The organism is Paractinoplanes deccanensis, assembly GCF_016862115.1.
GTDB lineage: Bacteria > Actinomycetota > Actinomycetes > Mycobacteriales > Micromonosporaceae > Actinoplanes > Actinoplanes deccanensis.
In genome coordinates, this window is sequence record NZ_BOMI01000021.1 from 82,688 (window position 1) to 108,425 (window position 25,738).

A 25,738-nucleotide genomic window follows, 5' to 3' on the forward strand; every position below is an offset into this window, starting at 1 on the left:
ACATGGTACGGCGGTAAGCCGACCGTAAGCGCGCCCGCGCACGCTGAGGCCATGGAGATGTACTTCGAGGAGCACGGCGCCGGCAAGGGACGACCACTGGTCCTGGTGCCCGCGGCGCTGTCCGGCATTCGTACCTCGTACGGCCTGTTGCTGCCCCTGCTGGCGAAGAACCGGCGCGTCGTGGCGATCGAGCTGCCGGGGCACGGCCGCACGCCCGACTGCGACGGCCCGTACACCGTCGAGGGCTTCGCGGTGGAGGTGGTGCGGCTGCTGGACCGTCTCGGCCTGCCGCGCGCGGACGTGCTCGGCTGGGGGCTGGGCGCCGCGGTGGCGTTGCGGCTCGGCACCCACCACCCGGAGCGGGCCGGGCGGCTGGTGCTCGCCTCGCCGGCCTTCGACCGCGGCGGGCTGCACCCCGGGCTGCTCGACGGCGCCCATCACCTGAGACCCGAGCACCTGTACGGCTCGGAGCTGCACGAGGAATACCTGCGGACCGCCACCGACCCGAAGGGCTGGGACCGCCTCGTCACCAAGATGGCAGTGCTCGACGCGCACCCTCCGGAGTGGACGGCCGACCAGGTGCGCGCCTTGCGGGCCGCGGTGCTGGTCGTGGTGGGCGACGCGGACATCGTCCGGCCGGAGCACGCCGTACGGATGCTGCGGCTCCTCGGTGGCGGCGTCCCCGGCGACCTCCGCGGGCTGCCGCGCTGCCGCCTCGCGATCCTGCCCGGCACCACCCACGCCTCGCTGCCGCAACGGGCCGAGCTGCTGGCCCCGATGGTGGACGAGTTCCTCGACGGGTGAGCCTCAGCCCGCCCGGACCGCCCGGGCCATCAGCGAGACGCCCGGCAGCGACCACACGGGCAGGAACCGCTCGGCGGCGACGACGGCGCGCAGCGCGGCGTTGACGACCGGGTGCATCTTGCACAGGTCGCTGGTGGTGGACCGCTTCCGGGTGTACGCCGCGGCCGGCCGGAGCAGCACGTTCCAGCTCCACAGCCGCTCGACCCGCAGGCCGCCGCTCTCCACGACCGCGCGCAGCGTGTCACGTGTGTAGCGCCGCACGTGCCCGACCGCCACGTCGTGCGCCGACCACAGCCGCATGTCGCACGGGACGGTGATGAGCGCACTGCCACCCGGCCGCAGCACCCGGCGCATCTCGGCGACCACCCGCTCGTCGTCGTCGATATGCTCCAGCACGTCGAACGCGACGACCAGATCCGCCGAGTCCGACCGGAACGGCAGGCACCGCCCGTCCCCGCGCACCGTGGTCAGCTCCCGCTGCCGCGCGGCCATCGCGCCGTCCGGGCAGTATTCGACGGCCACCGGCGACCAGCGGTGCTGCCGCAAGACCCGGGTGTTCCCACCACCGGCGGCGCCGATGTCCAGCGCTGTCCCCGGAGCGCCGGGCAGCCGGCGCAGGTGCCGGCCGAGCAGGGCACGCCGCTCCCGATACCACCAGTGCTGGTCCTCGAGCGCCACCAGCTTCTGGATCTCTGTGCTGTCCATGACCGCATCATCGGCGGCCCCGGCCCTCCGGCGTGCCGGAACGCCGAAAGACGTCCAGCGCCGCACGCGGCTCGCCCTCGAGGCCCATTGACGAGCCTCATTAGCTTGGCGTTACGGGGGTGTCTTCATGTCTGACCAGATGCGCGTGCGGCACACCGAGTTGGTCACCCACGCGGGCCACGTCGAGGCGGTTGCCGATCGAGTCGCGAGCGCGGCCGGAGCCGGTCGTGCGGTGCGCGCAGGAAACGGGGCGTATGGGCAGCTCTGTGTCATGGTGCCGGCGATGCTCAACGTGCTGCACGACATCCTGGTCGACGGCCTGGACGAGTGTGCCGAGTCGCTGCGGGACACCGGCGCCAAGCTGCGCACCACTGCCGGCGAGTACGAGGCCTCCGACGCCTTCAGCGCCGACTCGTCGAAGGGTGCCGGATGACTTCCCACCCGCTGGTCTCCGGCCCCATTGAGCAGCCGAAGTCGGCGTGGGCCGGGGTCTGGCTCGCCGAGGACATCGAGCTCATCGCGCGTGGCGTGCAGAACAAGAGCTGGGTGGACGGCTCCCTGGGTGCGGTCGGCGCCGGGCTTGACGGGCTGGCTCTGGCGTCCGATCCGGTGGGCGCCCTCCTGCAATACGGCATCGCATGGCTGATCGAACACGTGAAGCCGCTGTCCGAGGCCCTGGACTGGCTGGCCGGCGATCCGGCCGCGATCGCCGGCCACGCGCAGACCTGGCGCAATGTGGCGCAGAGTGTGCGCGCTGAGTCGGACGAGCTGGCTCGGGCGGTGCGGTTCGACCTGACCGAGTGGCAGGGCGCCGCCTCCGACGCGTACCGGATCTGGGCCGACCGCCGCGATCAGTCACTGGACGCGGTGGCAAGGGCGTCCGACACGATGGCTCTGATCACCGAGGGCGCCGGACTGCTGATCGCCACCGTGCGGATGATGGTGCGGGACGCGGTCGCCACCGTCGTCTCCAGGCTGATCGTCTACGCGGGCGAGCTGCTCGCCTCGCTTGGCACGGCCACCCCGCTGGTGGTCGAGCAGGTGGCCACGCTGTGCGCGTCGTGGGCCGCGAAAATCGCTCGCTGGCTCAAGGATCTGCTTTCCAGCCTGCGCAATCTCGGCACCATGGTCCGCAGGCTCGGCGAGATCATCCAAGACCTGATCGCTCGGCTGCGCGGGTCGCGGGGGCTGGAACGGGGCCTCTTCCGCGAGGGCGACGGCATCGTCCGCAACGGCAAGAAGATCCTCATGAGCCGCGACAACGTGCTGGCGCTCGCGAAGAAGTACGCCATCGACATGGAGGACGTGACCTTCAGCATCGACAAGTTCCGCCGAGGCGGCGGCCCCGGCAAGGAGTTCTACGGTGCGACGATGCCGGACGGCGAGATCAAGCTGGCCCGGGACGCCTTCATGGACGAGGAACAGCTGGCCCGCACGCTGGCACATGAGCGTTTCCACCTCGACGAGTTGCGCAACGGCCTGCCGTTCCCGTGGACCGAGCAGGCCCGCAAGGCCTACGAGGCGCGCGCGTACGCCTATGAGGAACGCTGGTGGCAGGAACACAAGCACCTGCTCGAGGGGGAATGACACCGAGATGCCCGAGATGACAGACGCGGAGCGGCGCTGGGAATCGTGGTACCAGGCCTTCGTCAAGGTGTTCGAGGCTTTCCCCGAGCCGGCTGACGTGCCCTGCCCCGAGGGCGACGGCGGCCACGTCCGGCTCACCTTCTACGGCTATCCCGGCGGCCGTAAGGGCTCCGTCACGGCGTGGTGCGACCGCTGCCACCACGGCATCTGGCTGGGCCGGGTCGGCATCCCGGCGGGCGCCCAGGTGTACCCGTTCGACAGCGGCCCCGAGAACCAGCCCGGGATCGAGCTGATCCCGGAGGCCTGGCACACGCCGGAGGGCGGCGACGGGGACGACGACCTCGTGCCCTGACCGGCGCCCCGTCGCGATCCGGAAGGCGGAGCCGGGCCGCGGCGAGTGGTTCGCCGCGGCCCGGGTGGTGGTCACTTCAGGCCGAAGGCCCTGGTGATCGTCTGTTCGACGCTGTTGCCGTAGCGGTCCTCGGCGCCGGTGCGCAGGGTCACGTGCTGCGCGTTGCGCGGGGCGCGCAGGGTGGTCGTCCAGCCGTCGCCCGTCCGGCGCAGGCGCTGGGTGACCCAGGTGACGCCGTCGTCGTAGGAGACGTCCAGCGTGGCGGACCGGATGGTCTTCGTGCTGGGGGCGCCGGGCAGGTGCGACGGGACGACGGTGATCGCCGCCGTGCGGGAGGCCCGGTGGGTGATGTCCGTGTCCACCTCGTAGTCGAGCTGGATCAGCGGCAGGCGGGCCGTCTTCGCGTCCGAGGTGAAGGTCCAGGCCGTACGCGTCTTCGTCGAGTACGGGTACGCCGCCGCGTCGCGCTGGGTGGTGGTGACCAGGCTGTACGGGAGGCGCTGGGGGCTGAGCCCGGAGTTGGTGTCGATCCAGTTGTACGTATTCCGCTCGATCACCTTGGTGCCCTGCGCGAGCGTCGCGGTCATCTCGCCGCCCTGCGGGAAAGCCACGCCGGCGTGGTTCGCGCCGGAGTCGCCCCAGCCGGGGATCTCGGCCACGATGCGGTCGCCGTCACGCTGGGGGAGCGTGACCGCGTCGTTGATCCGCGGGCGCTGGATGGCGCCGAGCCACGTCTCGCGGGTGCGGCTGCCGGCCCGGTAGGTCGTGCTGCCGCCGAGCTGGAACGAATACCTGTCGTCCATGTCGGTCGACCAGCGGACGCCGTCCTGGGCGGTGACCCAGTCGGTGCGGAAGCGCTCGGAGCGCATCAGCAGCGTCGAGCCGGCCTTCGTCGGCATGTCCGGGGTGGAGTCGAACCGCTTCTCCGAGATCTCCCGGCCGGAGGTGCTCTGGAAGTCGACGTCGACGCGGGCCAGCTCCCGCTCGGACGGGCGGTAGGTCACCGACTTCGGCACGCCGCCCGTCCAGTAGCGGACCAGGTCGTACAGGTAGTCGGTGGTGGGGTCCGAGACGACGCGCAGGCTCACCCGGCCCTTGCCGAGCTGCTCGATGAGGCGGTCGCCGCCGTCCTTGGTCAGCGACACCACGGCGAGCTTCGTGCGGGACGTGGCGTCGTAGTAGCGGCCGGGCTCGTCGTTGACGATCGCGAGCATCGCCGCGCCGGCCTTCTCGGCGGCCGCGACCTGGTCGTCGAGGTCGGCACGGCGTACCACAGCGATCTTGTCCTTGACGGTGACGGCCGCGAGCTCGGCCGCCGTGCCCGTGCCCGCGAAGACGGCCTCGATCTGCCGGGTGCCCTCGGCCGGCGGGGTCGAACCGGGCAGCACCAGCAGGTCGTCGTAGGAGTCGCCGAGCGACAGGACCGGCTCGATCTTGCGCCAGCGGGCGGTCACCGACATCTTGCCGTCGCGCGCCTTCAGGCCGGGGGTGACCCAGACGCTGTCGTACGAGCGGCCCAGGATGTACGAGTCGGTGGCCGACGCCGTGCCGCCCAGCTCGCGGTGGTAGTCGAGGCGCACCTCCGCGTCCGCCGACGCCTTCGGGGTGATCGCCTTGACCTCGCGGGTGGCGGCGGCCTTCAGCGGCACCGTCATGTTCTCGTCGACGGTCACGGTGGGCTCGCTGACCAGGGCCATGCCGCGGGAGCTCGGGCCGTGGCTGCCCTCGACCTGTCCCCACATCCACACCGAGTAGCGGCCCTCCGGCACGAGCACGTCGATCGGCCGGCCGTCGAGGGTGGCGAAGGTGTAGTAGGAGCCGGCCGGGTCGCCCTCGCGGATCAGGTTGATCTCACCGGGCATCGGCTCGCCGTTGCGGCCGGTGGGCTCGATGACCAGGTGCCGCAGCGGGTCCTCGGTGCTGACCCCGACGACGGTGTCGGCGACCCGGGTGCCGCCGGCGACGGCGACGACGTTGCCGGTGAAGCGGCCCTTCGCCGCGCCGCTCAGGTCGGCGGTGACGGTCACCGTGGCGGTGCCTGCGGCGGGCACGGTCACCCGCGCCGCGGAGAGCTTCAGCAGGGCGGGACCGTCCACCTTCAGGTCCAGGCCGACCGGGGCCGAGCCGGTGTTGGTGTACGTGATCTGCTTCTCGACGGGGCCGGACGGCTCCTCGTCGAGCGGGTGGATGCCGAGGTAAGCGGTGGCCGTGGCGAAGACGGTCGCCTGGGTGGCGGCGGCGATGTCGACGCGCCCGCTGCCCCCGTCGTACGGGCCGATCCCGGGTGTCTGTTCGGCCGTGCTCACCAGCGCGTCCTTGAGCTGCGGGCCGGTCCAGCCGGTGTGCTCGGCGGCGAGCAGGGCGGCCGCGCCGGCCACGTGCGGCGTGGCCATCGAGGTGCCGCTCATCGTCTGGTAGAGGCCCGCACCCTCGCCCGCGAACTGCGAGCGGGCGGCCAGGATGCCGACGCCCGGCGCGGTGATCTCGGGCTTGAGCGCCTGGTCGACCAGGCGCGGGCCGCGGCTGGAGAACTCGGCGATGTGGTCGTCGGCGTCGACCGCGCCCACGGTCAGGGCGGCGTCGGCGGCGCCGGGGGACCCGACGGTCGTGTCGCCGGGGCCGGCGTTGCCCGCCGCGATGACGAACAGGGCGCCGGTCTCGGCGCTGAGCTCGTTGACGGCCGCGCTCATCGGGTCGGTGCCGTCGGTGGGCGAGCCGCCGAGGCTCATGCTGACGATCTTGGCCTTGCGATCGCGGGCGGCCCACTCCATGCCGGCCACGATCCAGGAGTCGTATCCGGAGCCGCCGTTGTCGAGCACCTTGCCGATCTGGAGGTCGGCGCCGGGGGCGACGCCCCGCTCCTTGCCGTCCGATCCGGCGCCGGTGCCGGCGATCGTGGAGGCCACGTGGGTGCCGTGCCCGTGCCCGTCGGTGACGTCCTCGCCGGGCACGAAGCTGGCGCTCGACTCGACCTGGCCGGACAGGTCCGGGTGCTCGGCGTCGATGCCGGTGTCGAGCACGGCGACGTCGACGCCCTCGCCGGTGTTGCCGCCCGCCCACACGGACGGGGCGCCGACCTGGGCCACGCTGTCGGCGAGCGCGGCGTGCACCTTGCCGTCCAGCCACACCTTGGTGATGCCGTGCGCGAAGGGGGCGGGTTGCTGCTTGGCGGCGCCGGCCGAGGGTGAGGTGCCGGTCAGCGAGTCCCAGAAGTCGCGGTCCCGTTCGGCGCTCACCACGCGGGCCTGGATGCTCGGCAGGGCGCGCACCTCGGTGCCGCCCTCGGGCAGCGAGCCGGCGCGGCGGCCGGCCGCGGCGCTCTGGTAGCCGAGGATGAGCGGCAGCCGGCCGGCCGCGGCGTCGGCGTAGCCCTCGCGCAGCAGGTAGGTGACGTTGAACAGCCGCTTGTCGAGCAGGCCGCTGCCCACGTACGGCATGGCGCTGTCCGGATAGACGTACGTGTCGGGGCCGATGGTGGTGATGTGGGCCCCGACCTGCTCGCCGTCCGGCCCCTGCACGGTGGTGACGCCGGGCCGGACGGTCACCCGGTCACCGGTGATCAGGGTGATCGTCGTGCCGGCGGCGGACGTCGCGGGGCTGGTGGGGGTGGCGGCCGGTTGGGCGGTGGCGGGCGCCGGCGGGGTCACTGCCAGCGCGGTCACGGCCGCGACGATGAGCGGCACGGACCTGCCGATGGAGGAATGCGTCAACGGAGCACCTCGACTCGATCAGAGGCTTGAAGTGCTGATGACGCTACGACAACCTTGATCGATATCTCGGTTGTGGATCTTGTCCGTTAACCGCATCAAAATCGAATACGTAGCTCCCGGAAACATGTGCCGAAGAGCAAGCCAGGAGAAGTTCCCCGGCCGCGACGGTCCGTAGCGTCGTGCCCAGCCGTCATGCCCGGAAGGGGTTTCGCCATGTCCAGCCGCGGTTTTCTCGACTTCCGGTCGCTCGGCGAGACCCATCACCGCGCCGCCCTGAACGTCTTCATGGTGATCGTGCTGGCGCACTGGGCCGAGCACATCGTGCAGGCCGTGCAGATCTGGGGGATGGGCTACGCGCGCCCGCAGGCGCGTGGCGTCCTCGGGATGCCGTTCCCGTGGCTGGTCTCCTCGGAGTGGCTGCACTACGGCTACGCGCTGGTCATGGTGGCCGGGCTGTGGTTGCTGCGCGGCGGCTTCACCGGCACGGCGCGCCGCTTCTGGATGCTCGCCTTCGGCATCCAGGTGTGGCACCACTTCGAACACCTGCTGCTGCTGATCCAGGCGCAGACCGGCCGCCCGTTCTTCGGCCAGGCGGTGCCCACCAGCATCCTGCAGCTCGTCCTGCCCAGGGTCGAGCTGCACCTGTTCTACAACACCGTGGTCTTCGTGCCGATGGTCATCGCGGTCTATCTGCACCTGCGGCCCAGCGAGGCCGAGGCGCGCCGCATGCGATGCAGCTGCCGGCCGTCCCTGGCGGCGCCGCTGCCGGCCCCGGCACCGGCCCGCTGAGCCGGCATGCCGCGCGCGGCCTTCGGCCTGGCGATGGCGCACCAGCACGCCGGCCCGAGCCCGGCGGACGCGCTGCTGCTGGCCGTGGGCGCGATCCTGGCCGTCGTGCTGCTCACCCTGATCTTCCGGCGCCCCCGCGTCCGCGCCCGCGCCGACGGCCGATGGCGCCTGCCCCCGGCGGACCGTCACCCACCCGAGGGCGACCAGGGAGAGTGAGCCCCGCGCGAGGGCCCGGGCTCAGCCGAGCCGCGGCCGGGGTGCGCGCAGCACGGCGGCGGGGCCGGTGCGCCATCCGGCGCTGGGCCACATCAGGCACTCGTCGGACAGTTCCAGCAGGACCAGTGTGGGGCCGTCCGGCAGGGCGCAGCTGACGCCCGCCCCGGGCGCGGCGGGGCCGAGGAATACAGCGCCGTGCGCCTCCAGCACCGCCCGGACCGCGCCGATCTCGTCGACCAGGACTACCACGTCGGCGCCCGGGTCGGGTGCGGCGACGGGCGCGCTGTGGTCGAGCGTCCAGTCGAGCACGAGCGTCACGTCACCCGCCTCGTAGCTGACCGACTTCGCGTCCTCGGCGGTGGCCCGCAGCCGCAGCGACTCGGCGAGGAATCGCCGGCACGCCTGCACGTCCCCGCGTGCGGCGTGCAGGCGCATGGTGCGTTGATGTGCCATGCCAGGATTGTCGGCATCGGCGACCGTTGATCGCTACTTCCCGCTTGCTCGGCTATCCGGCGGGGCGGTCGCGTTTCGGGAGCTTGCTGACCACCGACTCGTAGGAGGCGTCCAGCGCCTCCCGCAGCTCGTCGTCGGGGATGGCGCCGTCGAGGCGCATGGTGTTCCAGCCGTAGCGCCCGATGTACGCCGTCACCGTGACGTCGTCCGGGTAGCGCTTCAGCCACTCGTCGGCGGCGTCGCGGTCCTTGCCGCACTTGAGGCCGACCGAGTTTCCCGCGGAGCCGAGGAAGGCGAAGATCTTCGTGCCCACCTTGGCCACGACGTCGCCCTCCCACGGCTCGTCCTGCCAGGCCCCCGGCTTGGCCAGGCTGTAGGCGAGCATCTCTTCCCGGTTCATGGCTCAGTCGTACGCCCTGCCGGTGGCCCGCGCAAGCACCGTGCCCACCGCCGGGGGTGGAAAGAGCAACGAGCGAGAAGGCGTGGCCCGTGAACCGGCCGAGCATGGCGGGTACGCGGCCGAATGCCCTGGAGGTAACGATGCTGACCGGTGCCCCGATCGTCTCGCTCGTGATGTACGCGTCCGACGTGGCCGCGTCCGCGGAGTTCTACCACCAACGTCTGGGCCTGCCCTCGTTGCCCGCCGCGCCCGGCGAGGCGCGGGCCGGCGCGGGCGGACTGGACCTGTGGCTGCGCCCGGCGGACCGGCACGGCGTGCGGCTCTTCGGGCGCCGCGACGACTCCTCGGACGTGGTCTTCCTGGTGGAGGATCTGGAGGCGACCCGGTCGGCGCTGGAGGGGCGGGGCGTCCGGTTCGAGCGGCGGCGCAGCTACGAGGTCGGCCTGGTGACCGACTTCTACGACCCGAGCGGGCACCGGCTCATGCTCTACCAGCCGTCGCCGACCGCGCTGACCTGGCCGAGCGCGCCGAAGCTGCGGGCGATCTGGCGGGCGTACGGGCGCGGCGGCGCGGACGTGATCGGCCCCTCCGCCGGCCCGGCCGAGGGCCCGCCCGAGCGAACCGGGCTGTCCGGCAGCCCGCTGTCGTACCTGTTCATGTTCGAGAACGACCAGACCGCCGCGCTCGGCTTCTACCGCGACCGGCTCGGTCTCGAGCTGCTGGAGCGGGTGCACTGCTGCAACCAGGACTGCGACTCCGAGATCGAGGGGATCGGCAAGTACGACGGCGGCGACGTGCTGCTCGCCACCCACCACATGCACGAGAAGTCGATGGTCGTCGACGACCTCGGCCGGCCGTACTCGCCGCGCGAGTTCACCCCGGCGCACGGCCAGGGCATCGCGCCGGTGTTCCTGGTCGGCGACGTCGCCGCGACGGCCGAGCGGCTCGCCGGCCGCGGCGTGCCCTTCCCGGACGAGCCGGAGACCGTTCCCGAGGGCACCCTGGCTCGCTTCGAGGACCCGTTCGGTCACCCGTTCCTTCTGCTCGAGCGGGCGCCGGCGGCGCAACGGAGCAAACCGCGAGAAGGCGTGAACGCCGCGCGTTGAAACAATTTCTCAAGACGAATTCGTGAGATCCCGCGAGGGGAGACCGATCATGCCCGTCAACGTCTACCGCAACGAATCCCTGGTCCAGATGGAGACCTACGAGGCCGACCCGGCGCACGTCGACGAGCTCGTCGAGCAGGTGCGCGCCAAGTGGTCGTTGCTGCGCGAGCACGGCTACGCCGGCGACTACCCGATCGAGGTGCTCCGCGGCAACCGCAACGGCGGCGACGTGAAGGTCGTCGAGGTGTTCCGGTGGAAGTCGGTGCAGGACCGGATCAACGCGCAGACCGATCCCGACTACATCGCGCAGGCCGGCCGGATCTCGTCGCTGACCAGCACCGAGGGTCCGAAGGAGACGTACACCCAGGCGGTGCGCGGCTTCAACCACAACTTCCCGTCGATCGGCGGCGTGGAACTGCTCAAGGGTGTCTGCTCCTGCCTGCTGACCATCGACGGCGTGGTCAAGGACTACCAGATGAGCGTGAAGAACGGCATCGTGCTCATGCACCGCAGTCCGCGCATGGACCTCGACGGCGACGGCCGCAACGAGATGTACCTGAAGATCCTGATGCACGGCGGCGAGATCATCCAGGCCGCGCTCGGCCCGATCCGGGTGGAGCAGAACTTCAACCGCCCCAACGACGGCATCGTGAAGGCCAACAGCTCCGGCGGGTCGGACTTCCCGGGCACCGCGATCTGGCGGGTCTCCTGGAAGATCCACACCCCGATGGGTCCCGTCCTGACCGACCCGGACCAGCCGCTGATCTTCGGCCCGGCGACCGTCAACCACTACCCGCCGGTGGGCACGCACTTCCACTCGCCGACCGGGCCGGTGGCCCTGGTGCACGAGGAGACCGGGGCGCGGGTCGGCACGCTCACCCCGGGCGAGCTGACCGCGTTCGACATCGTCGTGACGAAGGACGACGAGATCTTCGCCGACGTGCTCAACACCCCGCCCGCCGACATCTTCGAGGTGATGGAGGAGTGGCGGGCCCGGATGAACGGCTCCGAGGTGGCGCCGGTGGTGGCGGGAGCAACCGACGGAGTGATGTGACGGTCGCGCCCGGCGAGGGGCCGCCGCCGACGTCCTGGCTGGCGGCCTCCGAGCCGGACCCGTTCCCGCCGCTCGACCGGCTGCCGGCCGGCGCGGACGTGACGGTGATCGGCGGCGGCCTGATGGGCGTGTCGGTCGCCTATTGGCTGGCCCGCGGCGGCGGCTCGGTGCTGCTGCTGGAGGCCCTGCGGCCGGGGTGGGGCGCGAGCGGCCGCAACGCCGGGATCTTCCTGGCCGGCCTGCATCCGATGGAGGACGACACGGTGCTGCGCAAGGTGCTCAGCGACGAGGGCGTCGACGCCGGCTACCGGCGCACGGGCCACCTGGCGCTCGCCGCCTCCACCGAGGTGTGGGAGCAGGTCCGCGCCGAGGCGGCGCGGCGGCCGGCCGGCGCCACGCCGCTGCACGCGCTCGACCGGGACGCCTGCGCCGCGTTGCTGGGCAGGCCCCTCGCGCCGCGTTTCACCGGCGGCCGGTGGGCGCCGGACGGGCATGTCGTGCAGCCGGCGCGGCTCGTGCACGGGCTGGCCGCCGCGGCCCGGCGGCACGGCGCCCGGATCGCCACCCGCACCCGGGCGCTTCGCGTGGTGGCCGGCCGGCGCGCGGGGCTGCGGGTGCGCACGGATCGCGGCACCGTCCACACCGGTCAGGTGGTCTACGCCTGCAACGCCGAGGTCACCCGGTTCTGCCCGGCGCTTGCGGGGTTCGTGCGGCCGGTGCGCGGACAGGTGCTCAACACGACCGTCCTGCCGCCGCTGTTCGAGCCCGGCATGGCCGTCGACTTCGGCAGCGTCTACTGGCGGCAGACCGGCGACGGGTCGATCGTCCTGGGTGGATGCCGCTCGGTCTCCGCCGAGGACGCGGCCGTCCAGCGTGCCCTCGAAGCCTTCCTGCCCGGAGCCTTCCCCGGATTCCCGCGGTTCGGGGTGCGGCGCCGCTGGGCGGGCGTGATGGACCAGACCGCCGACGGCCGGCCGCTGGTCGGCGCCGTGCCGTGGGCGCACCGGCAGTGGGTGATCGCCGGGTTCGGCGGGCACGGCCTGCCGCCCGGGCTCGCCGCCGGCCGGGCCCTCGCCGAGGCGGTGGAGAGCGGCCGCCGCACCGCGCCGGAGCCCGCCTTCGATCCCGCCCGCGCGCTTCCCGACCACGGAGGAAAACCATGAGCGACGGCCTCTCCGACGCGCCCCTGATGTTCGTCTTCCTGGACGTCTCCTCGCTGCCCCGGCACCGCCGCCTCTACGAGCGGGTGCTCGGCTTCCGGGTGGTGGAGAACCAGTTCCATCCGCCGCACGAGCACCACGGCCTGGTCAAGTACGACACCGGCGGCACCATCCTGGCGGTCAACCTCTTCGCCGAGCGCAAGTTCCGGCGGCCGGACTCCGACGGCGTGACCCTCGTCTGCCGGGTCGCCGACTCCGGCCCGCTGGATCAGCTGGACGACTACGGGCAGCGCACCGGCGACGCCTTCACCGACGTGGACGGCCATCACTACCTGCTCGGCGAGGGCCCGCGATCCGAGATCACCGAGGTCCGCCTCGCCGTGCCGGACCTGCCGGCCGCTGTCGCGTTCTACCGGGACGGCCTGGGCCTGCGGCCGGCGGAGGCCGGCGGCGACGCGGTGCGGTTCCACACCGGCTCCATCGGCCTGACGGTGTATCCCGCCGAGCGCGGCCCGGACGGCCGGCCGATCCGCCACAACGCCTGCCTGCTGGTCTTCTACACGGCCGACGTGATCGCCGCCGAGCGGGAGCTGCGCGCGCGTGGCGTGGCCTTCTCGTCGGCCGCCGGATTCAGCGACATCGGCGGCACCGCGCGCTTCCGTGACCCGTCGGGACACACGTACTGCCTCTATCAGCCGTCGGCGGAGAGTCTCACGTGGGGCAGCGCCGACAAGGTCATGGAGCTCATGACCAGCCGTACCCGCCACTGACCGCAAGGGAGCCCGCCATGCCGACCGACGCCGCCACGCTCGCCGAGCGCCGCATCGTCTACCTCTTCCTCTACGTCCGTGACCTCGCCGCGTCGCGTGACTTCTTCGAGCGCGCCCTGCGCCTGCGCGTGCTCGAGGAGGACGACGCCTCCGTCAAGTACGACACCGGCGAGGTGATCCTCGCGATCAACCGGGCGGACGACTACGGCATCGTGCTCCCCGACGAGCACGACCACTCGACCGACATCGTCTTCCTGGTCGAGGACCTGGACGCCGCGCGCGCCGCGCTGGAGGAGCGGGGCGTGACCTTCACCGAGACCCACCGGTACGAGATCGGCGCGATCACCGACTTCTACGACCTCGACGGGCACTGGTTCACCCTGTACGAGACCTCGGACGAGTCGCTCACCTGGCCGAGCGGCGACCGGATCCAGGCGGTCCGCTCGCTCTATCGATCCAACGGCTCACCGGGCCTGGCCGGTCCGCACGGCGGCCCGGAGTTCAGCCTGCACGGCAAGCCGCTGATCTACCTGTTCCTGTTCGTGCGCGACGCCGACGAGGCGGCCGGCGTCTACGCCGACGGCCTGGCGATCCGCGACATCGAGGGCGGCCCGTGCAGCCGCGCCTCCACCGCCGACGAGGAGGGCGTGATCAAGTACGACACCGGCGGCTGCATGATCGCCACGCACTCGCTGGAGACGGTGCGCCCCGAGGAGGAGATCATCGATCATCCGTGCCCGCCGCGCACGGTGAACCCGCGCGAGATGGGCGGCAAGGCGGTGGTGTTCCACGCGCCCGACATCGAGGTGGCGGTCAAGGAGCTCGCCGAGCGCGGGATCCACTCGCCGGAGGGCGTCGTGCGCTCCTCGATCGGCGCCACGGTCAAGTACGCCGACCCGTCCGGGCACGTCTTCTTCCTGTACGAGCCGTCCGAGGGCGCCCTGCGCTCGCCGAGCGGCGAGAAGCTGCGGACCATCCTGTCCCGGACGTACTGAGCCGTGCCCGGCGTCGGCGGCGCGGCCGCGTACCGGGATCTGCGGCGCCTGGCCCACGGCGCGGTGCTGCGGCCCGGCGACGACGGGTACGACGCCGCGCGCCGGGTGTGGAACGGCGCGATCGACCGCCGGCCGATGGTGATCCTGCGGTGCGCCGGCGCCGCCGACGTGGCCGCCGGGGTCCGCTACGCCGTGCGCGCCGGCATCGAGCTGTCGATCCGCAGCACCGGGCACAACGTCACGGGCCGCGCGGTCAGCGACGGCGGGCTCACCCTGGACCTGTCCGGGATGGACGGCCTGCGGATCGACCCGGAGCGGCGGGCCGCGGTGGCGGGGCCGGGCGTCCTGTGGGGCGACTTCGACCGGCGGGCGCAGGAGCACGGCCTGGCCACCACGGGCGGCCGCATCTCCACCACCGGGGTGGCCGGGCTCACCCTGGGCGGCGGGTTCGGCTGGCTGATGCGCCGGTGCGGGCTGGCCGCCGACAACCTGCTGTCGGTGGAGCTGGTCACCGCGGACGGCACCGTGACGCGCGTGGACGGTGACACCGACGCCGACCTCTTCTGGGCGCTGCGCGGCGGCGGAGGCAACTTCGGCGTGGCCACCGCCCTGGAGTTCCGGCTGCACCCGGTGGGCCCGGTCGTGACCGGGGGAGCGGTCTTCTACCCGGCGGCCTCGGCCGGCCGGGTGCTGCGCTGGTACCGCGGCTTCCTCCGGGACGCCCCGGACGTGCTCTCCGCGCAGTGCAACCTGCTGCGGCTGCCGGCCGCGCCCTTCGTCCCCGCCGAGCTGCACGGCCGGCCGGCGGTCGCCGTCGCCGTGTGCCATCTCGGCGGCGAGGCCGAGGCCGGCAAGGACCTCGCCGCGCTCGACGACCTCGGCCCCCCGCTGCTGCGCCGGATCGCCCGGATGCGCTACACGTCCCTGCAGCGCCTCTACGACATGGCCGGCCGGTTCGGCTCGCGCGTCCACGGCCGGGCGGGCTACCTGGCCGCCCTGCCGGACGCCGCGATCGACGTGCTGGCGAGCGCCGAGGCGGCGCCGTCGCCGGACTGCATCGTCATGCTCTCGCCGCTCGGCGGGGCGGTGGCCCGCGTCGGCGAGACCGAGACCGCGGCCGGCCACCGGTCCGCCGCGCTCAGCGTGTCGGTGGACGCGGTCTGGCGCGACCCGGCCGAGACGGCCGCCCACCACGCCTGGGTGCGCCGGTTGTGGGACGGGCTGCGCCCGTTCACCGACGGCGTCTACGTCAACGAGCTCGGCGACGAGGGCCCGGACCGGGTGCGGGCGGCGTACCACCCGGCGAGCTGGTCCCGGCTGCGCGACCTCAAGGCCCGGTACGACCCGGGCAACGTCTTCCGCCTCAACCAGAACATCCCGCCGGCCGGGCCGGTGACAACCGCAAGCGGTGAGAAGACACCCGCGCCCGCGCCGGGAAGGCTGGGTTGACGCCGCCCACCACCTCGAGGAGGGGCCATGACAGCCGGACCGGCGCCGACGTTGTACGCGGCGCTCCTCGCGACCGCACAGCGCCGGCCGGACCGGCCCGCCCTCGTCTGCCCCCGGCACCGGCTCACCCACGCCGACCTCGTCGCGGCGGCCGGGCGGCTGGCCGGCGTCTACCGCAAGCTCGGGGTGCGCCGCGGCGACCGGGTGGTCTGCTCGGTCGGCAACCGCTGCGAATACCCGGTGGCGATGACGGCGGCGTGGAGCCTGGGCGCGGTGCACGTCGCGGCGGACCACCGGGCCACCGTCCCGGAGCTCGACGCGGTGATCGGCAAGACCGGCGCGAGCACGCTGATCTACGAGCCGGGCGACGAGCGGATGAGCCCGTACGCGACGCCCGCGGCCCTGCGCCGGCGCCACCCGGACCTGCGGGTGGTCGTGGTGACCGGCCATCTCGCCCCGGCGGAGCTCGCGCGGTGGACCGTCGACGACCGCGGCGAGCCGGACCCGGGCGACGGCCCGGCGCCCGACGATCCCGCCGTCGTCTTCATCAGCTCGGGCACGACCGGCGCGCCGAAGGCGACCGTCGGCTTCCACGGCAACCTGGCGGGCCGCTGGCGAGGGCTCGCCGGCTGGCTGGAGTTCCAGCCCGGCGACGTGCACCTGGCGCAGGTGCCGCTGTCGCACGGGTTCGGCATGATGATGGCCACCGCCGGGCTGCTGGCCGGCGGCTCGCTCGTGCTGCTCGACCGGTTCTCGCCGGAGGCCGCGCTGCGGGCGATCGGCGCGCACGGCGTCACCGTGCTCACCGGCGCGCCGGCGCACTTCGCCCTGTTGCTGGACCGCCTCGACCCGGACACGCACCGGGTGGACACGCTGCGGTTCGCGGTGGGCACGGCCGGCGCCTTCCGCCCGGATCTGGTGAACGCGATCTGGGAACGGCTCGCCGTCGACCTGATGGCGATGTACGGCTCCAGCGAGGGCATCGGGGTGGCCACCAAGGACGCCGAGGACGTGCTGCGCGGCTCGGTCGGGCGGCCCGATCCGGGAACGGTGCGCATCGTCGGCCCGGACCGGGAGCCGCTGCCGGCCGGGGCGGTCGGGGAGGTCGCCTTCTCCCGGGCCGCGTTCCCGGTGCGCTACTACGGCGAGGAGCCGCCGCGCGAGCAGTGGTACTACTCCGGCGACCTGGGCCGGCTCGACGAGCAGGGCCGCCTCTACATCCAGGGACGGCTCGCGCACCGGATCGACCGCGGCGGGCTCAAGGTGGATCCGGTCGAGGTGGAGCAGGCGCTGCTGCGCTGCCCGGACGTGCTGGACGCCGCGGTGTTCGGCCGGCCCGACCCGGTCGTCGGCGAGACGGTGTGCGCCTGCGTGCGGCCCGCCGCCGGCCGCCGTCCCGGCCTGGAGGGCCTGCGCGCCCAGCTGAGCGGCAGCCTGGCGCCGTTCAAGCTGCCCGAGGAGCTGTGCCTGCTCGACGAGATCCCGCGGACCGCGATCGGCAAGGTCGACCTGCCCCGGCTGCGCGAGATGGCGGGCACGGCGCCGTCGCAGCGCCTGGCCCGGCGGTGACCGGTGGACGCCGGCACGATGCTCGCCGGGCACCTCGGGCGGCTCGGCATCCCCGTCCCGGACGTGCGGGTCGAGGCCGAGCCGGAGACGGTGGTGCAGGCGCGCACCGGCCTGATGACGGTCCACGGGCGCGAACGGGGCACACCCCGCCGGCTCGGGCTCGACGTCGCCACCGCCGCCACCGGCATCCTCGCGGCGCAGGGCGCGCTGGCCGTCCTGATCGGCCGGCTCCGCGGCCTGCCCACGCGCGGGGTGACGGTCCACGCGGCGGCGGGCGGCCTCCAGTTCGTCCGGCATCACCTGGCCATCGCGACCGGGGGCGGCGCGTTCCCGTACCGGCCGGCCGGCGTGCCCGGCCCGCCGTTCCGGACCGCCGACGGGCACTGGATCGAGATCGAGGTCCTCGCGGGCGACGACTGGGCGGCCTTCTGGCGCCGGCTCGGGCTGGACGGCCCCGGCGTGGTCGGCGCCGCCTGGCTGCCGTTCGTCTACCGCTACCTGGCCGGCGAGTGCCGGGTGCCGCCGGAGCTGCCGGCCGCCGTGGCCCGGCACAGCCTGGCGCAGGTGCGTGCGGCCGCCGTGACCTGTGGCGCCGCCGTCGTCCCGATCCGCACCACGGCCGCGCCGGGCGGGCTCGCGCCGTGGACGCTGGAGCCGCACGGCACCCGGGAAGCCGTGCGCCGTGCGCCGCGCGCCGCGGAGGCGGGGCCGTTGGCCGGTCTGCGGGTCGTCGAGGTCACCTCGCGGCTGCAGGGCCCGCTCGCGGGTCTCCTGCTGAGCCGGCTCGGCGCCGAGGTGACCAAAGTGGAGCCGCCGGGCGGCGACTTCGGCCGGCACAGCCCGCCGCTGGCCGGCGAGACCGGCGCCGCCTACCTCGCGTACAACGACGGCAAGCGGGTCGTCGAGATCGACTACAAGCTTCCGGCCGGCCGTGCGGAGCTGCGCGAGCTGGCGGCGGGCGCGGACGTCTTCCTGCACAACTGGCGGCCGGGCCGGGCCGAGGCGCTGGGCCTCGACGCGGCCGCCGTCGCGCGGGTGAACCCCTCGGTGGTGTACGCGCACGCGTCGGGCTGGGACGGCGCCGACGACCCACCGTGCCCGATCGCCGGTGACTTCGTGGTCCAGGCGTACGCCGGCACCGGCGCCCTGCTGCACCCGCGCGGCGCCGACCCCCTGCCGAGCCGGGTCACCCTGATCGACGTCACCGGCGGGCTACTCGCCGGCGAGGCCGTGCTGGCCGGGCTCCACCACCGGGAACGCACCGGCCGGGGCTGCCGGGCCGGCAGCTCGCTGGTCCGGGCCGCGGCCGTGCTGGCCGCCTCGGCCCGCTCCCGCTGGGGGCCCTGGGACGCGCCGCTGGAGACGAGGGCCGGTCATCTCGCCGTGGCCGGCGCCGACGCCGCCCGGCTGCGCGCGGCCTTCGGCCTGCCGAGCCGCTGCGCCGACGCCGACGTCCGGGACCGCCTGCGCCGCGCCACCGCCGAGGAAGGGGTGCGGCGCCTGGCGGCGGCGGGCGTGCCGGCCGTCGTGGTGCCGGCGGACCTCGCGGGCCTGCCGGCCGACCCCCGGCTCGCCGGGCTGCTGCGGCGGGTGGGCGGCGCCTGGGTTCCCGGCGATCCGTGGAGGTTCCATGCTTGAGCCGGGTGCGAGCGTGCTGGTGGTGACGGCCCATCCGGACGACGCCGAGTTCCACTTCGGAGCGACGATCGCGGCGCTGGCCGACGGCGGCGCCGGCGTGCGCTACCTGGTCTGCACCGACGGCGCGCAGGGCGAGCCCGGCGACGGGCCGCCGGCCGGCGGGGTGGCGGCGACCCGGATGGCCGAGCAGCGCGCCGCCGCCGCCGTGCTGGGCGTCCGCGAGGTGTGCTTCCTGGGCCTGCCGGACGGCAGCCTGGAGCCGACCCTCGGCCTGCGCCGGGCGATCACCGAGCGGATCCGCCGGTACCGGCCGGCCCTGCTGCTCACCCACTATCCGCGCCGGGTGCTCGACATCCCGATCGAAGCCTCGCACCCCGACCACCTCGCGGTCGGCGAGGCGGCGATGGCGGCCGTCTACCCGGACGCGGGCAACGCGCGCGCCTTCCCCGAGCTCGCGCGCGCCGGCCTCGGTCCGCACCAGGTGCGCGAGGTCTGGGTGCCGGGCTACGAGCGGCCGAACCACTACGTCGACGCGACGAAATACGTCGACCGCAAGTGCGAGGCCCTGCGGCGGCACCGGAGCCAGACCGGCGGCGAGCCGCCCGCGTGGGTGCTCGAGTGGATGCGCCAGGCCGGGCGCGGCCCCGGCTACCGCTACGCCGAGCACTACCGCCGCATCGAGATCCGCTGAGCGCCCGGGTCAGCGGCGGGCCCGCGGCCCGGTGGCCGCCATCAGCAGCGGCAGCGCCATCAGGATCGGCGGGTCGGTCGGCCCGCGCCGGCGCAGCGCCAGCTCGACGGTGACCGGCCCGGCCCCACCGCTCACCCGGACCGGTCCGGGCGACGCCGCGACGTAGCAGCGGTCCAGGTCGATGGCGGCGACGGCCTCGCGGACGGTCACCGACCGGTCGAAGCACATCGCGAGGGCCTGGAACTCGCCGTCGCCGGGGACGCCGATCCCCGCCGCGCCCGGGGTGCGGACCACCGCGCAGCCCGCCGGGTGGCGCTGCGGGATCGTGCTGTCGAAGAGCCCGGCAGCGGCCGGTGTGCCGTCGCCCGGCCCGCCGCTGACCGAGACCGTGACCGCGGCGTGCGCCGGCTCTTCGGTCCGGTCCTCCAGCCGCTGGAGGATCTCGTGGAAGGGCACGTCCGCATGGGCCCGCACGATCCGGCGGAACCGGCCGGGCGACACGCCGACCACCCGGGTGAACTGCGACGTGAAGGTGCCCAGGCTGGCGTAGCCGACGTGCATGCAGACATCGGTGACGCTGTCGGCGGTGTAGGCCAGTAGCCGCTTGGCCTCGGCGATCCGCCACGCCGCGAGGAACCGGGCCGGCGTGGAGTCGGTCATGCGGTGGAAGACGCGGTGGAAGTGGAACGGGCTGAGCCAGGCCGACTGAGCCAGCGTGCGCAGGGACAGCTCGTCGCCCAGGTGCTCGCGCATCGTGCCGATCGACCGGATCACCGCCTGGCTCCACATGTCCGCGGTGTGCTCGGTGGCGGGCAGGTTCATGACGCTCCTCTCCGCTGGCGGCGGTCAGCTCCGCAGCGCCTGGAACAACGTGGGTATCGATTCCTTCTGGAAGTCCACGTGCACGTCGAAGTCGTTGATCATGCCTTCCAGGACGAGCAGGGAGAGCAACGGGAAGACGAACTCCGGCGCCGCCGAGATCCGGTGCCGGCGTTGCAGCTCGAACAGCCGGGCGGCGAACGGCCCGAGGCGGAACTCGCCGGCCCGCCGGCCGTGGTTCTGCCGCACCAGCCCGCTCAGGTCTCGCCGGAAGCCGGCGAGGTCCGCGCCGGCCGGCACCGACGCGGCGCTGCGCAGCACGATCTCCGCGCACTCCTCGGCCCGGCCCAGGGCCATGTTGACGAAGAACTGGGCGAACAGCTTGCGGACCGTGGGGCTCAGCTCCACCACGAAACCGGCGTCCAGCAGCACCACCTCGCCGGAGGGCCGCAGGTAGAGGTTGCCCGGATGCATGTCGCAGTGCACCAGGCCGTCGATGAAGAGCATCTGGTAGACCGCGTGCAGCACCCGCCGCACGATCGTGCCGCGCTGCTCGCCGGTGAACGAGGCCGGCCCGAACCGCTGGAGACCGTCGAGGAACTCCATCACGAGCACGCCCTCGCCGGCCGCCGCCGGCACCGTCGCCGGTATGCGGACCATCGTGCCCAGGTTGTCGCGCAGCCGCTCCAGCATGACCGCCTCGCGCGCCAGGTCGAGCTGCCCCAGCACGGCCGCCCCCACCTGGTCGACCATCAGCCGGGCCGGCAGGCCGCGCAAGCCCGGCATCCGCTCGCCGACCCCGGCGGCCAGGGCCAGCAGGCGGAAGTCGGCGACCATCCGGCGATCCAGACCCGGCCGGCGCACCTTGACCGCGACCGCCCGGCCGTCGCGCAGCCGCGCGCGGTAGACGCCGGCGATGCTGCCGCTCGCCACGGCGGCGTAGTCGAACTCGGCGAACGGCCAGGCCCGCCCGCCGGCGTACGCGGTGGACAGGGCCCGGCGGACGTCCGCGGCCGGCATCGGGTCCATGCGGTCGGTGAGCCCGGCCAGGGTCGCGCAGGCGGCGCGCGGCAGCAGGTCGGCGCGCGTGCTCAGCAACTGGCCGCCCTTGACGAAGGTCGGCCCGAGCCGGACCAGCGCCGGCACGACGGCACGCTCCGCGGAGCCGGCCACCGGGCGGCGCAGCACCCGCCCGGTCGCCCACCGGGAGGCCGTGCCGGCCAGCAGCCCGCAGGCGGCCACGGCCCAGGCACTCAGGCGGGTGATCAGGACGGGCCACGGGACGGTGGGCGCCATGCGAGCCTCCGGCGGACTGCGGCGTGCCATGCTGTCTCGGCCCGATTCAACGGTCGCGGCGACGGCCGGGGCAATGTCGCGGGGCGCACACCCCAAGCTGGAAGACACCCTGACCGGCGGAGTCAAGGATCCATCAAGGTGGAGGGTGCACACTCGACCGCACGACGGCGAATGTGGAGAGTGATCGTGTCCACGGTGACGGAGGCGGTGAGCACCGGCATACGCGTGGCCCACGTCGAGGCGGTCACTCGCGCGATCGCGGCGATGCGGGGCCGGCTCGCACACCCGCATCCGCTCGGCGCGCTCGCTGGCGCGGCGACGTTCAGTCCGTTCCACTTCCACGAGGTGTTCCGCCGGATCACCCTGCTGACGCCGGCCCGCTTCCTGGCGGTGCTGCGCCTGGCCGAGGCACGGCGTCTGCTGCTGCACTCGACCCTGCCGGTCCGCGAGGTCAGCGGCCGGGTCGGCTACGCCAGCCCGGGGGCGTTCTCCGCGCGGTTCGCCCGGCTGACCGGCACCTCGCCGACCGGTTTCCGCGCGCAGGCCCGCGCGCTGGCCGATGCCCGGGTCGCCGGAACGCTCTGGTGGGCGGGGACCCGGCGGCCGTCGGTGGCCGCGCCGATGCTGACCTTGTCCCGGGCGCCGGAGCCCGGCTCGCTCGTCTGCACCTGCCTGATGCCGGCCGGCACCCTGCGCGCCCACCCGGGCCGGTGGGCGCCGTCCACGGGATCGCCGCGGGTGCCGCTGACCGCGCCGCCGGCCGGCGGCGCGTACGCCGCGTACTGCATGGTGATCCCGGCGGGCGCACGGATCACCGACGCGCTGGTCGACGAGACACCGGGCAGCCTGCGGATCGGCAGCGCCGAGCTGTCGGTCACCGAGCGGGCGCCCGCGGCGGTGCGGATGGGGTTGCGCTGGCCGGCGCCGACCGATCCGCCGATCGCCGCACTACTTCCACTGGCCGCTCCACCCGGGTGATCGCGGGGCACGGATCTCCGGGCGGGGTGACGAAACCAGACAACAGGTTGGAAGGGGCAACCACTCGTATCAATGGATAGTGGAGGGGCACACTCTCCATGTGGACCGGCGGGGCCGGTGCCCGAGGACCTGCCGGTGACGACCTCGACGGGAGTTGTCGATGTCCGACGCCAGGGCAATCCTACGCATTTCCGTGCTGGGCTCGATCCAGGTGCACCGGGGCCCGGTGCCGATCGATCCCGGGCCCGGCAAACAGCGGGCGGTGCTGGCGGTGCTGGCGCTGCACGTCGGCCACGCCGTCTCGATCGACGCGCTGCTCGGCGCGGTCTGGGACGGTACGCAGCCGGCCAGCGCCAGGCAGCTGGTGCACACCTACGTGGCCCGGCTGCGCCGCCTGCTGGAACCCGACCTTCCTCCCCGGGGCCGCACCAACATCATCAGTTCCGGTCCCGGCGGCTACCGGTTGCTGACCGGCCGCGAGCTCGTCGACGTCACGCGGTTCGAGCTGCTCTACCGCCGGGCGCAGCAGTTCTCGTCGGCCGACGAGCCGCAACGGACGTTCGAGCTGCTCGGCGAGGCGATGCGGTTGTGGCGCGACCCCGAGCTGACCGAGCTCAGCGCGCTGCTGCACGCCTCGGACACGCTCGACCTGCTGCGCCGCACGTGGTCCGAGGCGGCGCTGGACTACGTGCGGGCCGGCCTCGACGTGCGGCAGGCGCCCGCGGTGCTGCCGGTCGCCCGGCGCCTCGCGGCCACCGAGCCGATGAACGAGACGGCTCAGGCGCTCTACATGGTCGCGCTGGAGCAGACCGGGCGGCGCGCCGCCGCGGTCCGGCACTTCGACGACATCCGGGTGATGCTCAAGGCGGAGCTGGGGGTGGGCCCGGGATCGCAGCTGTCCGACGCCTACCGCGCCGTGCTGGCCGGCGACGAGCCGGCGGCCGGGCCGGCCGGTGCGGTCAGCGCGCCGGCCGAGCAGATCCGGCCACCGTGGCGGGGCCGGGGTCCCGGGCTGGGCCAGCTGATCTATCGCGAGCGCGATCTCGACGCCGTGATGTGCCTGCTCGCGGGGCAGCGGCTGCTGACGGTCACCGGACCGCCCGGATGCGGCAAGTCCGCCCTGGCACTGCACGCGGCGGCCTGCCTGCGCGACAACCTGCCGGGCGGCGTGGTGGTCCTCGACTGCGCGGACCTCGGGCCGACGGCCCGCCTGGACCGGCGGCTGAGCATGCTGCTCGGCGCCGAGCCGGCGACCGGCGCGCCGTCGCGGCTGATCGGCGAGCAGCAGATGCTGATCGTCTTCGACGACGCGGAACTGGTGATGGACGGCTGCGCCGAGGTGGTCGACGACGTGGTGCGCGCGTGCCCGAACGTGTCCGTGGTGGTCACCTCCCGTGAGCCGCTGGGCGTGCCGTACGAGACGGTCTGGCGGCTGCGGCCGCTGCGGCTGTCACGCGACGACGAGGCGTGCTGGGAAGCCGAGCCGCCGGCCGTGCAGTTGTTCGCGCGCCGGGCCGCGCAGGTCCGCCCCGGGCTGCGGCTCGGCGCCGACGAGGTGCGCACCGTCGAGACGCTGTGCGAGCAGCTGGACCACCTGCCGCTCGCCGTGGAGCTGGCCGCGGAATGCCTGGCGACGGACACGCTGGACGAGCTGTCCCGGCGGCTCGACGATCCGCTGCGGGAGCTGCGGCCGCCGCGCCGGGGGCAGCCGCTGCACCACCGGTCGTTGCAGGCCGCGCTGTTGCGCAGCCTGGGCTGCCTCGACCAGCAGGAACGGTGGTGCCTGCGCCGGCTGGGTGAGCTGCCGCTGCGGTTCCGCGCCGAGCAGGCCGAGGCGCTCTGGCGCTCGTCGCCGCACGGACCGGTCGACGGCCGGCTGATGCTGCGGCGCCTGGCCGACAAGTCGCTGCTGTTCGTCCATCACGACCTGGCCGGTCCGGTGTACGGCAAGCTGCGCCTCGTGCACCGGGTGGCCGTCGGGCTGGGCACCGCCGAGCACCGGTTCGGCGAGCACGCCGTCGCGGTGCGCTGATCACCCGGCCGCCTCGGGGGCCGGGCTCGCCGGGCAGCCGTCCAGCTCGGCGATCCGGACACCGATCCGGCCGTGCAGGCCGTGCGCGGTGCTCACCCGGGCCAGCAGCACGGCCAGCGCCTCCATCTCGCGGCTGCTCTCGATGCCGCCCGCGTCCAGCGGATCGAAGCCGAGCCGCACGGCCAGGTCGAACACCGGTGGTTTGGCGTCCGCCGGCCCGGCCACCGGCAGCGTCACCGGCCCGTCGCCCATCCGGGTCAGGGCCAGGTGCTCGGCGGCGACCGTGTTGAACGCCTTCACCGTGCGCCAGCCGGCCGCGGCGGCCGCGATGATCTCGCCGCCCGAGCCGAAGCCGCCCGAGCCGAAGCCGCCCGAGCCGAAGCCGCCCGAGCCGAAGCCGCCGGAGCCGCAGCCTCGGGGCGGCGCCGAACGGTCCGGGCACAGGGCCGGATTGGTGGCGTCGATCAGCACGCGCCCACCGCCGCGGTGACCGGCCGGCCCGGCCACCAGCGCGGCGGCCACCGGGTAGGGCAGCGCCAGCAGCACCGTGCCCGCGTGCCGGAGCACCTCCTCCAGGGTGGCCGCGGCACATCCCGGCGGCAGGCCGGCTGGTGGCGCCTGCTCGCGCCGGGCGGTGCAGAGCACGGCCGGCACCCCCGCGGCGGCCAGGGCCCGCGCCAGCGCCGTGCCCATCCGGCCCGCGCCGATGATGCCGAGGGTCATCGCCCGGCGCCGGCCGGATCGTACGGCGCCAGGGCCTCGCGCAGCTCCTCCGGCACCGCCGCCGGCTGCAGCCCGTGCTCCGCGCGCCGCATGCACGCCACGCTCTGCCGGCCCCGGGCCAGCAGCTGCTCACCGCCGTCGTCGCGGCGCACGTAGTCGAACACCATCGTCAGCCGGTTGCCGGCCATCCGGTCGAGCTCCATCCGGATCTCGACCAGGTCACCGGCGAAGCTCTCCGCGTAGAACTCCACCGAGCAGTCCACGGTGACCAGGACGAAGTCGCCGGCCAGCATGGCGAGCACGCCCGGCGCCCGGTCGAGCAGGAACCGCTCGCGGCAGTGCCCCTGCCACCGCACGTAGTGGGCGAAGTAGACGTTGCCCACCACGTTCGTCTCGTCGAAGGTCACCCGATGGCGGTGCACGTATCGCTCGGGCATCGCCG

Annotated in this window: 25 protein-coding genes; 17 read left to right on the forward strand and 8 right to left on the reverse strand. The window is 74.0% G+C overall.

Annotation, left to right across the window (positions count from 1 at the left end; translation table 11 throughout):
- Positions 1 to 51: 51 nt before the first annotated feature.
- Positions 52 to 804 (forward strand): alpha/beta fold hydrolase, encoded by a 753-nt coding sequence (locus tag Ade02nite_RS06740; RefSeq protein WP_203760647.1) that lies wholly within the window; start codon positions 52 to 54, stop codon positions 802 to 804.
- A gap of 3 nt (positions 805 to 807) precedes the next feature.
- On the opposite strand, the gene Ade02nite_RS06745 is transcribed toward Ade02nite_RS06740, so the two are convergent.
- Positions 808 to 1,509 (reverse strand): class I SAM-dependent methyltransferase, encoded by a 702-nt coding sequence (locus tag Ade02nite_RS06745; protein ID WP_203760648.1) that lies wholly within the window; start codon positions 1,507 to 1,509, stop codon positions 808 to 810.
- A gap of 127 nt (positions 1,510 to 1,636) precedes the next feature.
- Here Ade02nite_RS06745 and Ade02nite_RS06750 point away from each other — a divergent pair, with 127 nt between their 5' ends.
- The 3 genes from Ade02nite_RS06750 to Ade02nite_RS06760 are packed head-to-tail and all read left to right on the forward strand — an operon-like array spanning position 1,637 to position 3,448.
- The gene (locus tag Ade02nite_RS06750; protein ID WP_203760649.1) at positions 1,637 to 1,942 is read left to right on the forward strand and encodes a type VII secretion target; all 306 of its coding nucleotides are present in this window, start codon (positions 1,637 to 1,639) and stop codon (positions 1,940 to 1,942) included.
- On the forward strand, positions 1,939 to 3,096 hold the full coding sequence (locus tag Ade02nite_RS06755; RefSeq protein WP_203760650.1) for a WXG100 family type VII secretion target: 1,158 nt from the start codon (positions 1,939 to 1,941) through the stop codon (positions 3,094 to 3,096). The genes Ade02nite_RS06750 and Ade02nite_RS06755 overlap by 4 nt, the downstream gene beginning before the upstream one ends.
- A 16-nt stretch (positions 3,097 to 3,112) precedes the next feature.
- On the forward strand, positions 3,113 to 3,448 hold the full coding sequence (locus tag Ade02nite_RS06760) for a hypothetical protein (RefSeq protein WP_203760651.1): 336 nt from the start codon (positions 3,113 to 3,115) through the stop codon (positions 3,446 to 3,448).
- Between the two features lie 71 nt (positions 3,449 to 3,519).
- On the opposite strand, the gene Ade02nite_RS06765 is transcribed toward Ade02nite_RS06760, so the two are convergent.
- A complete protein-coding gene (locus tag Ade02nite_RS06765) occupies positions 3,520 to 7,158 on the reverse strand; it encodes a S8 family serine peptidase (protein ID WP_203760652.1) in 3,639 nt (1,212 codons plus the stop codon).
- Between the two features lie 213 nt (positions 7,159 to 7,371).
- Between Ade02nite_RS06765 and Ade02nite_RS06770 the strand changes: the two genes are divergently transcribed.
- Positions 7,372 to 7,947 (forward strand): hypothetical protein, encoded by a 576-nt coding sequence (locus tag Ade02nite_RS06770; RefSeq protein ID WP_203760653.1) that lies wholly within the window; start codon positions 7,372 to 7,374, stop codon positions 7,945 to 7,947.
- Positions 7,948 to 7,953: 6 nt separating this feature from the next.
- Positions 7,954 to 8,163: a hypothetical protein gene (locus Ade02nite_RS06775; RefSeq protein WP_203760654.1), complete on the forward strand. Its 210-nt coding sequence runs from the start codon at positions 7,954 to 7,956 to the stop codon at positions 8,161 to 8,163.
- Between the two features lie 21 nt (positions 8,164 to 8,184).
- Here Ade02nite_RS06775 and Ade02nite_RS06780 read toward each other — a convergent pair whose 3' ends face one another.
- Positions 8,185 to 8,616 carry a hypothetical protein gene (locus tag Ade02nite_RS06780; protein WP_203760655.1) on the reverse strand — a complete coding sequence of 144 codons (432 nt, stop codon included), beginning with the start codon at positions 8,614 to 8,616 and terminating at the stop codon, positions 8,185 to 8,187.
- Between the two features lie 52 nt (positions 8,617 to 8,668).
- Positions 8,669 to 9,016 (reverse strand): MmcQ/YjbR family DNA-binding protein, encoded by a 348-nt coding sequence (locus tag Ade02nite_RS06785; protein ID WP_203760656.1) that lies wholly within the window; start codon positions 9,014 to 9,016, stop codon positions 8,669 to 8,671.
- A gap of 140 nt (positions 9,017 to 9,156) precedes the next feature.
- Between Ade02nite_RS06785 and Ade02nite_RS06790 the strand changes: the two genes are divergently transcribed.
- Genes Ade02nite_RS06790 through Ade02nite_RS06830 form a run of 9 tightly spaced genes read left to right on the forward strand, consistent with a single transcriptional unit; the run spans position 9,157 to position 19,448 of the window.
- Complete coding sequence (locus Ade02nite_RS06790; protein WP_203760657.1) at positions 9,157 to 10,122, forward strand: VOC family protein; 966 nt, start codon at positions 9,157 to 9,159, stop codon at positions 10,120 to 10,122.
- Between the two features lie 49 nt (positions 10,123 to 10,171).
- Positions 10,172 to 11,176 (forward strand): hypothetical protein, encoded by a 1,005-nt coding sequence (locus Ade02nite_RS06795; protein WP_203760658.1) that lies wholly within the window; start codon positions 10,172 to 10,174, stop codon positions 11,174 to 11,176.
- Positions 11,173 to 12,339: an NAD(P)/FAD-dependent oxidoreductase gene (locus Ade02nite_RS06800; RefSeq protein ID WP_203760659.1), complete on the forward strand. Its 1,167-nt coding sequence runs from the start codon at positions 11,173 to 11,175 to the stop codon at positions 12,337 to 12,339. The genes Ade02nite_RS06795 and Ade02nite_RS06800 overlap by 4 nt, the downstream gene beginning before the upstream one ends.
- Positions 12,336 to 13,106 (forward strand): VOC family protein, encoded by a 771-nt coding sequence (locus tag Ade02nite_RS06805; RefSeq protein WP_203760660.1) that lies wholly within the window; start codon positions 12,336 to 12,338, stop codon positions 13,104 to 13,106. Before Ade02nite_RS06800 ends, Ade02nite_RS06805 begins: the two co-directional genes overlap by 4 nt.
- Positions 13,107 to 13,123: 17 nt before the next feature.
- Positions 13,124 to 14,101, forward strand: coding sequence for a VOC family protein (locus Ade02nite_RS06810; RefSeq protein WP_203760661.1), 978 nt, complete (start codon positions 13,124 to 13,126; stop codon positions 14,099 to 14,101).
- A 3-nt stretch (positions 14,102 to 14,104) separates the two neighbouring features.
- Entirely contained in the window at positions 14,105 to 15,550 is a 1,446-nt protein-coding gene (locus tag Ade02nite_RS06815; protein WP_203760662.1) for an FAD-binding oxidoreductase, read from the forward strand.
- A 27-nt stretch (positions 15,551 to 15,577) separates the two neighbouring features.
- On the forward strand, positions 15,578 to 17,119 hold the full coding sequence (locus tag Ade02nite_RS06820; RefSeq protein WP_203760663.1) for a class I adenylate-forming enzyme family protein: 1,542 nt from the start codon (positions 15,578 to 15,580) through the stop codon (positions 17,117 to 17,119).
- 3 nt (positions 17,120 to 17,122) lie between these two features.
- Positions 17,123 to 18,757: a CoA transferase gene (locus tag Ade02nite_RS06825; RefSeq protein WP_203760664.1), complete on the forward strand. Its 1,635-nt coding sequence runs from the start codon at positions 17,123 to 17,125 to the stop codon at positions 18,755 to 18,757.
- Positions 18,750 to 19,448 (forward strand): PIG-L deacetylase family protein, encoded by a 699-nt coding sequence (locus Ade02nite_RS06830; protein ID WP_203760665.1) that lies wholly within the window; start codon positions 18,750 to 18,752, stop codon positions 19,446 to 19,448. Before Ade02nite_RS06825 ends, Ade02nite_RS06830 begins: the two co-directional genes overlap by 8 nt.
- A gap of 9 nt (positions 19,449 to 19,457) precedes the next feature.
- On the opposite strand, the gene Ade02nite_RS06835 is transcribed toward Ade02nite_RS06830, so the two are convergent.
- Both Ade02nite_RS06835 and Ade02nite_RS06840 read right to left on the reverse strand, forming a co-directional pair.
- Positions 19,458 to 20,270: a helix-turn-helix transcriptional regulator gene (locus tag Ade02nite_RS06835; protein ID WP_203760666.1), complete on the reverse strand. Its 813-nt coding sequence runs from the start codon at positions 20,268 to 20,270 to the stop codon at positions 19,458 to 19,460.
- A 24-nt stretch (positions 20,271 to 20,294) separates the two neighbouring features.
- Entirely contained in the window at positions 20,295 to 21,563 is a 1,269-nt protein-coding gene (locus Ade02nite_RS06840) for an ABC1 kinase family protein (RefSeq protein WP_203760667.1), read from the reverse strand.
- Positions 21,564 to 21,749: 186 nt separating this feature from the next.
- On the opposite strand from Ade02nite_RS06840, the gene Ade02nite_RS06845 reads away from it, so the two are divergent.
- Both Ade02nite_RS06845 and Ade02nite_RS06850 read left to right on the forward strand, forming a co-directional pair.
- Positions 21,750 to 22,541, forward strand: a complete 792-nt coding sequence (locus tag Ade02nite_RS06845) for a helix-turn-helix domain-containing protein (protein ID WP_203760668.1) — start codon at positions 21,750 to 21,752, stop codon at positions 22,539 to 22,541.
- A gap of 193 nt (positions 22,542 to 22,734) precedes the next feature.
- Positions 22,735 to 24,573, forward strand: coding sequence for an AfsR/SARP family transcriptional regulator (locus Ade02nite_RS06850; RefSeq protein WP_203760669.1), 1,839 nt, complete (start codon positions 22,735 to 22,737; stop codon positions 24,571 to 24,573).
- Here Ade02nite_RS06850 and Ade02nite_RS06855 read toward each other — a convergent pair whose 3' ends face one another.
- Both Ade02nite_RS06855 and Ade02nite_RS06860 read right to left on the reverse strand, forming a co-directional pair.
- Positions 24,574 to 25,296 (reverse strand): NADPH-dependent F420 reductase, encoded by a 723-nt coding sequence (locus Ade02nite_RS06855; protein ID WP_203760670.1) that lies wholly within the window; start codon positions 25,294 to 25,296, stop codon positions 24,574 to 24,576.
- Positions 25,293 to 25,733: an acyl-CoA thioesterase gene (locus tag Ade02nite_RS06860; protein ID WP_203760671.1), complete on the reverse strand. Its 441-nt coding sequence runs from the start codon at positions 25,731 to 25,733 to the stop codon at positions 25,293 to 25,295. The genes Ade02nite_RS06855 and Ade02nite_RS06860 overlap by 4 nt, the downstream gene beginning before the upstream one ends.
- Positions 25,734 to 25,738 lie beyond the last annotated feature (5 nt).

Coding starts and splice junctions, on each gene's coding strand:
- Ade02nite_RS06840 (WP_203760667.1), bottom strand. CDS start 21,563: ATGGCGCCCACCGTCCCGTGGCCCGTCCTGATCACCCGCCTGAGTGCC.
- Ade02nite_RS06795 (WP_203760658.1), top strand. CDS start 10,172: ATGCCCGTCAACGTCTACCGCAACGAATCCCTGGTCCAGATGGAGACC.
- Ade02nite_RS06790 (WP_203760657.1), top strand. CDS start 9,157: ATGCTGACCGGTGCCCCGATCGTCTCGCTCGTGATGTACGCGTCCGAC.
- Ade02nite_RS06745 (WP_203760648.1), bottom strand. CDS start 1,509: ATGGACAGCACAGAGATCCAGAAGCTGGTGGCGCTCGAGGACCAGCAC.
- Ade02nite_RS06810 (WP_203760661.1), top strand. CDS start 13,124: ATGCCGACCGACGCCGCCACGCTCGCCGAGCGCCGCATCGTCTACCTC.
- Ade02nite_RS06755 (WP_203760650.1), top strand. CDS start 1,939: ATGACTTCCCACCCGCTGGTCTCCGGCCCCATTGAGCAGCCGAAGTCG.
- Ade02nite_RS06835 (WP_203760666.1), bottom strand. CDS start 20,270: ATGAACCTGCCCGCCACCGAGCACACCGCGGACATGTGGAGCCAGGCG.
- Ade02nite_RS06785 (WP_203760656.1), bottom strand. CDS start 9,016: ATGAACCGGGAAGAGATGCTCGCCTACAGCCTGGCCAAGCCGGGGGCC.
- Ade02nite_RS06805 (WP_203760660.1), top strand. CDS start 12,336: ATGAGCGACGGCCTCTCCGACGCGCCCCTGATGTTCGTCTTCCTGGAC.
- Ade02nite_RS06855 (WP_203760670.1), bottom strand. CDS start 25,296: ATGACCCTCGGCATCATCGGCGCGGGCCGGATGGGCACGGCGCTGGCG.
- Ade02nite_RS06770 (WP_203760653.1), top strand. CDS start 7,372: ATGTCCAGCCGCGGTTTTCTCGACTTCCGGTCGCTCGGCGAGACCCAT.
- Ade02nite_RS06820 (WP_203760663.1), top strand. CDS start 15,578: ATGACAGCCGGACCGGCGCCGACGTTGTACGCGGCGCTCCTCGCGACC.
- Ade02nite_RS06830 (WP_203760665.1), top strand. CDS start 18,750: ATGCTTGAGCCGGGTGCGAGCGTGCTGGTGGTGACGGCCCATCCGGAC.
- Ade02nite_RS06750 (WP_203760649.1), top strand. CDS start 1,637: ATGTCTGACCAGATGCGCGTGCGGCACACCGAGTTGGTCACCCACGCG.
- Ade02nite_RS06760 (WP_203760651.1), top strand. CDS start 3,113: ATGACAGACGCGGAGCGGCGCTGGGAATCGTGGTACCAGGCCTTCGTC.
- Ade02nite_RS06780 (WP_203760655.1), bottom strand. CDS start 8,616: ATGGCACATCAACGCACCATGCGCCTGCACGCCGCACGCGGGGACGTG.
- Ade02nite_RS06860 (WP_203760671.1), bottom strand. CDS start 25,733: ATGCCCGAGCGATACGTGCACCGCCATCGGGTGACCTTCGACGAGACG.
- Ade02nite_RS06775 (WP_203760654.1), top strand. CDS start 7,954: ATGCCGCGCGCGGCCTTCGGCCTGGCGATGGCGCACCAGCACGCCGGC.
- Ade02nite_RS06740 (WP_203760647.1), top strand. CDS start 52: ATGGAGATGTACTTCGAGGAGCACGGCGCCGGCAAGGGACGACCACTG.